Raw genomic sequence first — 12,277 nt, forward strand, 5'->3', positions numbered from 1 at the left:
CAAAGTAAGTTCAATTTTACTAGGTATTCAAAATTATTTTAAATCAGTCTAAATAATAGCTTTTTACGCAGAATATTGTCTATTCATTAAATAAATTGTTTTAGCTAAATAATCGGACATTAAATTTTCAAGTATGATCCCTGCAAACAGGTCAATTACTCATCAAATGATGTACTAAAAATCAGTAAGACCTTTCTAGCTAACAATCATTATCTATCCTAGCAATTCTGTAAGCAACCAACATTGTTTAACTACTCAATAAACAAAATCCCGGATAGCAATCCTCATAGCAATCAACATTGTTTATCCATCTAATAAACCAACATCCGTGAAGCAATCCACTAAATACTCTCTAAGGATTGGAATTTAAAAAAACAAACTGCTAATGTGAGGACATTCGTTCCGAGCCTCTTCAGGCGAAGGCAATGTCGGCCGAACATAGCAGGTTTGTTTTTTTAAATATTACATATCCCCCCCACCTCTTCTTCCACCACCCCCACCAAAACCACCATTACGACCACCCCCACCCATACCCGGCATTGGCATATCATTCTGCATAGTTTTGCCACCCATTCTGCTCAGAGAATAAGTAAACGAGAACATATAATATCTTTTCAGCACATTATACCTTAAATCTGTAATCGTGTTATTGCTCGAAGTTCTTGAAATCCCCTGGTTCTGATTTAACGCATCATTCACAGCAACCTTAAACGTTCCCCTGTTCTTGAAAAACTGTTTACTGATATAACCATTCATGATCGTAAAATTCGTATTGTACTCCGGCCCTCTTCCCGTATTCTGGAAATAATCCACATTCACCGCAAGGCGGATATTTCCAGGAAACATATAACTCACATCAATTGCTGGATTCAGCGTATAATAAGTCGTATTTGCAGACGACTGAGCAGAATAAGTAGCGCGGTTAATAGATCCCGCTACACTTGCCGTCAGATCCAGTTTATCCATAGAAGAAACTAACCTGTATTTATTCGTGATCGAGAGGTCATTCGTCACATTTTGCAGAGAATTCGTGAAATTCACCCCTCTGGCATAAGTACCCCCTAAATCTATATTCAGATTCAGTTTATTTTCCTTGATAATAGGCAAACCCAGTGAAGAACCTAAAGTACCCTGATAAACGCCATTCACATTTACAGGAACAACCGCAAGCTTTCCAAAATTGGGATCAGTTGGCGCATCAATTAACCTGCTATCATTTCCAAAAGCATTAAAGGTCTGACTGATATTTGCAAAAATGAACAACGAACGGAACTTCGCGAAGTCGAAATTATTATACAACACAGTCAGATTATTCGTGAAAGAAGGCTTCAAACCAGGATTTCCGATCGGAATACTCTGTGCATTGGTATTATCCGGAATAGGTTGAATCTGAGTAATTGAAGGCTGTTGTGTATTTCCACGGTATCTGATAACCAATCTTTTGCTCTTGCTGAATTTATAACGCAATTGTGCCGTAGGAACGATATTATAAAAGTTCTGCGTGATCAGATTACCAGTGGTCAGATTTTCATTTCTTCTGTCTGTATTCTGTACCCCCACCCCAATATTCCAGTTATACTTCTCCGTGTTCTTATTCAAACTTGCCCCAACCGCATTCGTTAGTGTCTTATTCTCATAAGTATTGGTATAAGTCAGATCAGGTATATCGTACTGTGAAGTTATCGGGTTAAAGTTATAATTGAAACGCTCACTATTGTTAAAACTATAAGTATTCTGATAGTTCAGCTCCAGGTTCAGCGTTTTGGAAACAGGTTCCGTATAAACTACTCTTGAAGTATTCGTAATGGAATGTGAATTCTGATTGTTCAGCTGGTTAATCACCGAATTGCTTACCGAATCACCCTGCGTAGTTACATTGTTAATATCATTATAGATTTTGGAGTCGTTGTCATTGATACTTGTATTGATATTCAAAGATAAGGTACGTCCCTTTTTAGCAAACTTTTTCCTTAAGAGAATATTGTTGCCGATTACCGGCGAAGTAGAGTTGGTATTATATCCCTGTGTACCCACTGTCTGGTACTTATCATAGGTATTCACGTAATTAGTATTCTGGGCTAATCCAGTCTCGGTATAAGTAATATTTGGCTGCACACGAATAGACATCGTCGAGTCGATCTTAGTATCAATTAAGAAGTTGAAACGGTGATTTTTACTATCCGTATTGCTTGTCAGATTCTGGTTAAAAAGAGTCCTGCTATCTCCTAACAAGTTTTCCCTGGAACTGGTCTGCTCATTAAATAAAGAAGTCTTATTGAAAAAATAACTAGCGGTGATTTTAGTCTGGTCTGTATAAACATCGGCAAAGTTAATACCGAAAGCATTGGTGTTGGTAATCCCCTGCGGTGGAGCACCTGATGCCGCACTAAAACGACCACCCCCGCCACCTCCGCCTCCGCCACCACCATTACCCAGGCCGCCCCCGCCGCCGAAGTTCTGCTTGTTGACATTGTTAAACTGACCGATCACAGAAAATTGCTGCTCCTTGTTAAACTTATTGACATTCAGATTTACATCGTAACGATCATCCGTACCATAACCAACACTTGAATTTCCGAAATAACCATTCTTCTTATCCTTCTTGGTCGTGATATTAATAATCTTTTCCCTGTTCCCATCATCCACACCAGTAAACTGAGCTTGATCAGAAAGCAAATCAATCACCTGGATCTTATCAATCATATCAGCCGGCAAATTCTTTGTAGCCAATAAAGGATCATTTCCAAAGAAATCTTTACCATCCACACGAACGCGCGTTATAGTTTCCCCCTGAGCCTTTATAGAACCATCCTTAGCCACATCAACACCAGGCAGTTTCTTCAGTACATCTTCTACTACAGCATTTTCTCTTACCTTATAAGCACCCGCACTGTATTCTACCGTATCAGTTTTGACCACTACCGGAGTAACTACCCCTTTAATCACAACTGTATTTAAATTCAGACCGGTATTCTCCATCGCCAACGTGCCTAAATTGATTGATGGCGTTGCAGCAGATACCGTAAATTCTTTGTTGACATTATTTAAGCCGAGATAGGCTACCGTAAGCCTGTAAGGTCCGGGAGCAAGTCCTTTAATCGCAAAAGAGCCATCGGCTTCTGTATTGATCACGCCAGCAACACTGGAATCTTTAAGACTTTTGACTGCTACTGAAGCATAGTCTACGGGTAAACGGTCTTTCGCATTAACGACCTTTCCGCTAACGGAGCCGTTTTTTAATTGGGCATACGAAGAAAAACTGATCAGGAGGAATGCAATCAGCAAGAGATTTTTTGTAAAAGTCATCATGGAAGAAGCTTGATATTTTCAATTATATCCTTGTCTGACTCTAAGAAAGGTAAATGGTTTGTTTTTATCTGTTAAAATATGGGTAACATTTTAAATACACCTGTTTATTCAGCTTAAGGAGCTGATAAAATGATTTAACAAAGGAGATAATAACTAAGAATATAGCTTGTTTTTCTGCAACGCAGGAACTGAATAACTTACTTTCGGGCAATGGCAGCCCGGTTTAAAAATACGACAGCTGCTCAACAGTCCTATCGCCAACAAAAACAAAATACTAGCTTTCCTTTTCATAGTTAGATTTATTTAAACACACGTAAGCAAATATAGCCATAAATACACCGATCATATCGCAGCCCAGATCCCACCACTCCGCAGAACGGTAAGTGAAGAACTTATATTGAATCAGCTCAATAAAACCACCTAAAGCAAAGGTGAGCACCAAGATCTTAAAGATAGTTAAGATTCCAAAATTATCTCTGCGCTGACTTTTTGTTTCACCGTAAAATAGTAAAATAGTAAGGACATAGAAAAAACCCAGATGAACTACCTTGTCAAACCCTGTAAAGAAAAAGCCTGATTCACCAATGGAATCAGGCATTTTCATGGTACAAAGAATCAAGATAAACACTGTCCATATAAGAGCTAAGCGTTGATGCAAGAGTACTTTGAATTTATTCATTTATTAAGCACCAACTAAAGCCTGGTATGCAGCAGCATCCAATAATTCAGCTACCTGAGCAGCATCACTTAAAGTTACTTTAACCATCCAGCCTTCTCCGTAAGGATCAGAATTCACTAATTCCGGGCTATCGTTCAATGCAGCATTAATTTCTAATACAGTAGCAGTAACGGGCATAAATAAGTCAGATACAGTTTTAACGGCTTCAACACTACCGAAAACATCATCCTTACCTACTTCCTCACCTACGGTATTGATATCGATATAAACGATATCACCTAATTCGCGTTGCGCGAAATCAGTTATACCAATAAAGGCTTCATTACCTTCAACTCTAACCCATTCGTGGTCTTTAGTGTACTTTAGTTCTGATGGAAAATTCATTTTTTATTCGATTTGATTGCTCAAAGGTAATTAATATATACTTTATACAAAACGTTACTTTCATACAAAACATTACAGCCTGTTTAAATAATAAATTTAAACAGGCTCGTAGTTCTGCTAATTAAGTGTGATCCTCAAACTAAATCCAAAATTGCTGAATGAAGTATTGAACGATTGTGAAGTATAAGGCTTGGTAATATTCGAATCGTAGAAAACCTTAATGTTAAAACGCTGATTCAATATATAGTCAACGCTTGGTCTGTAAGTAATATTTTTAGCACCCGATGAAATTTCTGCTGTAGACACATCAGCTCTGTAAATCACAGTTTTGTTATCTCTGATGGAAACATCCAGCTTGAAGTCCATATTGTTATCCATTTTCAGCTGTTTGAACAATCCGAAAGGGAACCTGAACTTAGTGGTGCGGTAACCTAAACCAAATACCATGTTATTCTCTGACAATTGTGATAGCTGCGTATTCGCTAAACTCAATCCTAACAAACGCGTTCTGCCGATCTCAAAATTAGCGGTCAGGTTGTTTTTTAAACGCGTATCGATTCCAATGAGCGGTGCAAACTGTTCTGCAATTGTAACCTGCGAATATTGATAGAAAGGAAGGAAGTTCTGATTATCATCTCTGCTACTCACGTACCCGTCAGTTTCCTGATAGCGGGCCAGCGTGTTAAATCCATTCACACTATAAATAGAGCGGTAAGAATGTCTTAAATCAATCGACTTAAAGTAATCACCCAAAAAGTCCCACCTGGTTAACCCACCATAATTAATGCGCCAGTTTGGTAAAGGTATTTTAGGGAAAGAATTTAAACTTACTTTAGAAGCATCCTTACCAGTATAAGCAGCCATAAATGCAGCAATCAATACGTCTTGTGAGTTTTTATCATAACCATCAGCAAAGCCGCCGGAGATACCGTGAGAATTGGTATTGATCCCACCTAAACGCTCAGAAATAACTGATCTGTTTGCCATAAACTGATTGAACAGCTTAGAAACCGTACTGCCTGGATTCTCAGAAAATGCAGTTCCAAGGGAGATGAATGAAATACTGTAATCACCAGTCGTAGACGGGCTCAGGTTACGGAAAGCCTGGCTCGTATTGTCATATCTGAAATTACTTGAGTAATTCATCGTCCTGTTTTTATTGGCTGTCAGGGTAATCCTGAAATCACGGAAAGGCTCAATCACACTGGTAATACTCAAATCTTCTCTCATCGTATTGATGTACAATTGGGTCTGAAGTGTATCGTGTGTAAGCCAGTTGTTTCTGATCGCCATATCTCTGATATCACGCTGACTACCGAAGACGAATCCCCATCCTGGTGCTCCGGAAAACTTATCAATTCCAAAGTAATCTGTTGTTGGCGTATAACCAGGCAGGAATATTCCCTTAGTCTGAGTATAAGCTGCATTTATATTCTTAATACTGGTCAGCAAACCTAACAGGATTCCAGGGCCTCCGTCACTATTCTTCGCTCTCTTTAACAAGCCGAACTTATTGTATAAGCTTGTGAAGTTAAATGTTGGGTTGATCTGGACGGTCCTTGCATTCTGAATGGTATTTCCAAGGTTGATCAGTGGATCTCTCAAGGTAGAAAGTGGTTCTGTATTCCAGGTGAAGTTGGTACCATACCTGGTCGCCACATTAATCCAGTCTAAGCCAGGAATCTTATTGATCGGCAAAGCATAGGTAATATTCATGTTATGGCTATAGTCTGTGGTACGGCCAAGTCTAAGGAGATTCTGCCATACTGTATCACGCTTCAAGCCATTGATCCTGCCGTCTGGTTCGTCAATGATGGAATAATTTGTCGCATCAAAGTCCAATGTCAGTGATTTGGTCAGGTTCCAGGAAATCGCATATACCCGGGTGATCAGGAAGTTTTTATTGAAAGTAGTATTAATTGGTATAGAATTTCCAGGATCATTGTTTCTCAAACTATTCTCAGAATAATAACGGTTCACATCAATCCTGAAATTGATCGCTGTTGGCAGTGGACTAATGTTAATATCCTTTAAAATTGTCAGCAAGTTTGATTTGATCAGTTTATCAAATGGCCTGTAGTTCTTCGACTGTCCTGAATAATTATAAGCAAGAGAACCGAAATAGGTTTTCTGTATCGAACTCTGATTGATAAAATCGTGGTGCAGGATTTTAGTAAAAGAATAGGTTCCACTAAAATTTTCTATGTCCCAAAGCTTAGGTGCTTTGTTTAGATCTGTCCGTTCTTTATGGACATTTGTGAAGTTAATACTGTTACGTGTTGTATAATCCTGTGAATAATCCAGGATAATTTTCCGTTCTTCAGCAGATGCCCCTTTCAGAGAAGTCTTCAATTCAATATCCGGCATTTTCGGATCATACTGAGGTGTACTCACCTGCTTAGAATAACTGACATAAGTTGGAATCTTGATCCCCGATTTTTTAGGAAAGAATTTACCCAATTCCATACTGGATGAAATATCAAAAGAGGTATTATCAGACCTGTTTCTCTCGCTCACCCTTTTGTCAATGGAACCAAAACCAATAGTTGATTTACTTCCTGAAACATTGACTTCTGCAAAATCAGCCAGTTGTGCATTCATTCTCGCTGCTGCTGCCCATCCACCACGTTCATCAAATTCCGTTAACCTCAGCTCATTGAACCAGATTTGTCCGCTTTTTTCCAATCCATCATCCGCACGCGGATTCGAGGCCAGCTTTAATGGGTTTTTCACCCCAAGCATATAAACCTTAACCTGACTCATGTCTGGCTGCCCTTTAATGGTTACCGTTTTACCGTCGACCACATAAGAGAAAGGTTTGGTAATATCCCACATTGCTCCATTAGGCATCGTTGCCCGGTTACGTGCCAGTTTGATATCCTGGAATAACGATAATTCAATATCAATCTTATTGGCATCAGGCCAGATTGCATAAGGATCGCTGGTATTTGGCTGTGTAACGGTTAATGGTTGTGAATATTCGTAGTAGTTGTCCTGATTATCTGTTCCGATCCTGATAAACGCACTCAGGTCACCGTTGTTAATCACCGTATTTCCTAAAGCTTCCAGATGGACAAACATTTCCAGTCTTTTGTAAGACCTGAAGTCATTCAATGCAGTCTTGAAAGTTGCGCGGCCATATCCATCACGCAGATTCCTTACAATAAAAGACAGTGATTGTTCGTTTAATCTTGTATTGGTCCTGTAGTTATTGAAATCAAGTTCTCTCTGAATCCCTGGTGGCACTACATAAGGAATAGGTGTACGTTTTCCATTCTCCTCAATGTTTACTGTACCGACTTCAATTGTTGAATTATCAGGGGTAACCGTATTGTTTAGTCCCGGGTCAGTAATTAATTGTGTCCCGATATTCTGATCGTTATATTTTCTCCAGTCTCCTCTTACCAATTGAATTTTAGCAAACCTTAAGATCGTTGTATCTGTAAAGTTTGTCAGGAACATCCTGAAGAACCTGATCGATTTAAAATCCTGAATGTTTCCTACTTTTTGCTGATAATCGGCCAAAGGAATACGAATCTGATACCAGGTAACCGGTTGTGTTTGTCCATTAGCCAATTTAACCTGTGAAGTCACGGCATCTGTTACATAGTTCTTACCGACTTCCAGGTCCCCTTTACGCATCGACACTTTGTACTGGAAATACTCATCAGACTGGGTCATGTTATTATCCCTGTTTACATCCTCACCATCCGGTAAAGAAGTAGATGCAGAATTATCAATTCCTAAATCTTCTAATGATTGCTGAGACGTTTTTGAGTTCCCGTCTGTTCCGTTGTATTTTTCGTAACGTTTCAAGATTCCTGCATTTTCCTGATCTAACTGCGGCCCTCTGAAATAAGCGTAGTTATCTGAACTCGGATCGCCTTGCAGCTCGCTTGCCGCCGCCGGACTTAATTGCGGAACGATCTGACTCAAAACAGGCGCGAACTTAGTTTTCTCATCGTTATCACCTAATCCGTCCAAACCAACATCCTGTGCTTTACGTGCAGCAGGATCATTGTCAAATGCCTGAACTACGGGCTGTAATTTAGGTACTCTTCCCCAGTTCGTTTCATCAAACTTGGTCGGGTCCCCATCTGGAGGTAGTCCGTTCTCCAGTGACTTTCTACCATCTTTCAGAATATCTTCAGAGATATTACCAATGTTAAAATATAAATCTCCGCCTGCAGAATTAGTCTTGTAAATGTTAGGGTCCATTACCCACAGCTCTATATATTCAATATTTAAAGCCTGGAAATCATTGGTCTCAATTTTTCTGAACATTCCGCCCCAACGTGATTTAGGATTCATCAGATCCCCATTACTGTTGAAACCACTCGGCGCATAATTGTAAGGCCCACGCTTATTAGGATAAAAGGCCACATTCAGTGTGGGTAAAGAAACTGCTTGTCCTGTAGGAGTTTCCTTGAAAGGAAAAACTTCCTGTTCGATAATTTCCCTCACATAATGATTGGACAACTCTGTTTTGTTGTTTCTTAAGTTTGCAGGGATATTCGAAGCAGTTCTATTGTAAAATGTTGGGTCAATATTATAGAAAGCAAGCCTGGCTCTATTGTATCCATAAGCAAGGTCATTTGTCAATCCTGCTTCCTGGAAAAGTTGCGGTGTACCTGAAATCTGCCAGGCAATTGCGCTCTTCAAATCAATAACTGAACGTGAGGCTTCAAAATCATCCAGGTAACTTGTTCCCCCTTTATCTCCTAAACTATTAATTGCGCTTGGGTGTCCTGGAACTAATTGAGCGAACTCACCAGAGAAAGAGAACTTTGAAAGCGCTTTCGTAGAAATGAAAGGCAGCTTATCTACCATTTTTGTTAAGAACCTGGAAGAAGTGCTATAATTCAAATCCATTCCCCAGATCGTATTTGAAATTGGTTCTTCTCCAATGTTGACTTTTGGCGTAAGCGGCTTCTCTGATAGGTTCATGTAAGTTGCCCCTAAATTCAGTTTATTATTCACCTTATAGTCCAGCCTGGTCCCAAACAATGAACGCTGCTGTAAGCCGAATAATTCATTGTTCTCGGTAGTAATCCTGATAGCCTGGCCAGAAAGCAATACACCAGTATTAATGATACTCACTCTTCCACCCTGATAATCCACGGTAAAATCGACCCCTTCCTGTAATGGAATAGTACCAGAAAATACTTTTACAGATCCCTCCGGAACGTTGATCGAATTCAAACTGAATTCTGAAGCCACCTGAGACTGATAGCCCCCTTTAATGATGTACCTGTTTTGTTTAGTGAAAAGTTGCTGTGCCACTACTTTCGTAGAATCGTACAGCGCCGTATAAGTATATTTGTCAATCAAATTCTGTTCTCCAGGATTAAACTGAGCAGCCAGATCTCTACCAAATGGTTCTACTACAGGAAATATAATACGTCCGTTCAAAGGATCAATCGTAATATATCCTTTACTCATATTCGTAGCAAAAGCTGCAAGCCCATTATTACCGTTAGTACCAATGGTACCGATACTACTGATCGTGGTGGGCGGCACTCCGCTCGAAGTGCTGGTGAAAGGCTTATCCTCTGCCTGGAAGTCAAACACTCCATCCGGCTTGCGGTCATTCTGCTGATTTAACCTGTCCAGACCAGTTAGGTTAATCCATAATTTATTCGTTGTATTGACCCCTTCAGACATCACTGGTCTTTCAATACCAGTATCATTATCTAAACGGAATATATCCAGTTTAAAGTTCTGCTGACTAATTTGATAACCACCAATAGAATAGATGTTTTTCATCATCAGCTTCCATGTCGGAAGATTGGTTTTAGTAGTTTCGTTCTTTAATAACTTGGCAAATAATACTTTTGGTGTACTTGGATCAAAGGGTACATCTGTCGAAAACTCACCGACCTGATATTCTACTCCATTGTAGGTATAACGGAAAACTACAGCAAGTACTTCATCTGAGTTTAGCGCGTTGTTCAGGGAGATATAACCCAATTGAGAATGGAAAGTGTATTCTCTGTCTGCAAGCTTACGCGCATAAGTTAACTTGGCATAGTTGTCTGTTCCTTTATTCGCCTGGAAATAAGAAATGACGTCATTTGAATTCGTGAATCTTGCACCTGGAGGCAATTTAGATAAGATATCGTTGGATTGTCTGACCCCCTGAAGTGCAAAACCTGATGGCGCCAGTGAAAAAGCCGATCCACCAGTAAACCCTGTATTATAGGGTTGATTCTCTCCAAGATCGATCAAACCTAAAACGTCCCTTGAATCTTGTGTATTACCTGTTTTATTGGTAATCCAAACCTCAACTTTAGTAATATTTACACCCGATAACAGGTTGGGTGCATTGGCCATCGCCTTATTGTAGTTGTCCCTGAAGAATTTTGCCAGGAAATAATGTTTGTTGGCCTCATAGGTATCACCAGTTATCCGGAAATCATTGTGCTGCGCTCCATTACTGATTTGCAGTTCTCTGGATTGTGATTTTTGCTGCGTAAACACAGTAGTTACATTCAGTTTTCCGAATTGCAGTTGGGTCTTGATCCCGAAAAGAGCCTGTGTACCTGTAATCAGTGAAGTACTTAAAGGTAAACTTACATTACCTGCTTCTATTTTCTTGATGATATCATCTTCTCCACCTGTATAATCCAGCTTGATCTGATTTTCAAAATCAAATTGTGCTTCGGTATTATAGTTCATGTTCAGCTTCAGCTTTGTTCCGATATTACCAACCAGATCCATCTGGATACGCTGGTTGAAATCGAAATTGCTCTGTACTCTCTGCTGCTCATTGAACAGCGGGTTTTCATTCTTGTTTACACGCCCTAAAAAAGTAAGCTCAGCTTCTCCCCTGGGTTGGATACTAATTTGATTACCGCCAAATATTTTCTCGAATGCCGGATTATTCACTGTCAGACTCGGGATAACGCCCGTTCTTCTGATTTCATCTGTTTCTGCATTGGAAATTACGCGCCAGTTATCTCTTTTCATTTCAGAATTGACCAGGCGCTGGTATTCTTCTATAGTCAGATATTGAGGAGGACCAAAAAATCTTCCTCCAATCCTTTCTCTGATAATATAACGTTTATTCGCCGCATCAAACTCTACCTCTCTCTTGATATTGTCTGGTTGTGGTGTAAATGAATTAAATGGCTGACGAATACCCAGACGTTGTTTTTCTTTCAGTCCAAAGTTGTTTCTGGTGGTGTCCTGGTAACGGTCCTCCGGATTTATTTGCGAGAAAGCTTGTTGTCCCCAAAAGGAAAAAATCAATAAAATGATTAAAGTAAAAGTGTTTCTCAAAGGCTGGAAGTTTATTGTAGGTATTTTTTTATTATAAGTTCTTTAAAGCTATTTTAATCATCTGTTCAACAGTTAAATCCAGTCCGCCATTCTTAATTGCATTATCTATCGCTTTCTCCGCTGGCGCTTTTGCAAATCCAAGCATCGTTAATGCTGATAATGCCTCTTCTCTGACCGTATGATTTAAAGGAGCGGCAATTAACGACCCGGTACCTTCTTTTTTCAATTTATCCTGCAGCTCCAAAACTATCCGCTGTGCACCTTTCGCACCAATACCTTTGATACGTTGTATCAAAGGTAAATCAGCGTTGACTATGGCAGTTTGAATCTCGGCCGGCGTGATAGAAGAGAGCATCATCCGCCCGGTATTCGGCCCGATACCAGACACTGAAATCAGGTGTAAAAATAATCGGCGTTCTCCTTCGTCAATAAATCCGTATAAGGTATGTGCATCCTCTTTCACATGCAGCCATACATAGATTTTACAGCGCTCGGCAGTTCCTAAACTGCTATAGGTATTCAATGATATATTGATGTGATATCCAATACCACCCGCCTCTACCACAATATAAGCAGGACACTTAAATGTTAACCTGCCATCAATATAATCAAACATAATATTTT

Annotated in this window: 5 protein-coding genes; all 5 read right to left on the minus strand. The window is 39.7% G+C overall.

Translation table 11 applies throughout. The annotated features are described in order from the left end of the window. Positions 1-462: 462 nt before the first annotated feature. Positions 463-3,309 carry an outer membrane beta-barrel protein gene (locus ABIB30_RS19395; protein WP_354304695.1) on the minus strand — a complete coding sequence of 949 codons (2,847 nt, stop codon included), beginning with the start codon at positions 3,307-3,309 and terminating at the stop codon, positions 463-465. Positions 3,310-3,583: 274 nt separating this feature from the next. Next, a complete protein-coding gene (locus ABIB30_RS19400) occupies positions 3,584-3,988 on the minus strand; it encodes a VanZ family protein (protein ID WP_354304696.1) in 405 nt (134 codons plus the stop codon). A gap of 3 nt (positions 3,989-3,991) precedes the next feature. Then, positions 3,992-4,372, minus strand: a complete 381-nt coding sequence (gcvH, locus tag ABIB30_RS19405; protein ID WP_354304697.1) for a glycine cleavage system protein GcvH — start codon at positions 4,370-4,372, stop codon at positions 3,992-3,994. Positions 4,373-4,489: 117 nt separating this feature from the next. Further along, positions 4,490-11,653, minus strand: a complete 7,164-nt coding sequence (gene sov, locus ABIB30_RS19410; RefSeq protein WP_354304698.1) for a T9SS outer membrane translocon Sov/SprA — start codon at positions 11,651-11,653, stop codon at positions 4,490-4,492. Between the two features lie 31 nt (positions 11,654-11,684). Beyond that, on the minus strand, positions 11,685-12,269 hold the full coding sequence (gene ruvA, locus ABIB30_RS19415) for a Holliday junction branch migration protein RuvA (protein WP_111633029.1): 585 nt from the start codon (positions 12,267-12,269) through the stop codon (positions 11,685-11,687). Positions 12,270-12,277: the final 8 nt, after the last annotated feature.

Origin of the sequence: Pedobacter sp. UYP1, from assembly GCF_040547305.1 — a bacterium.
Lineage (GTDB): Bacteria > Bacteroidota > Bacteroidia > Sphingobacteriales > Sphingobacteriaceae > Pedobacter.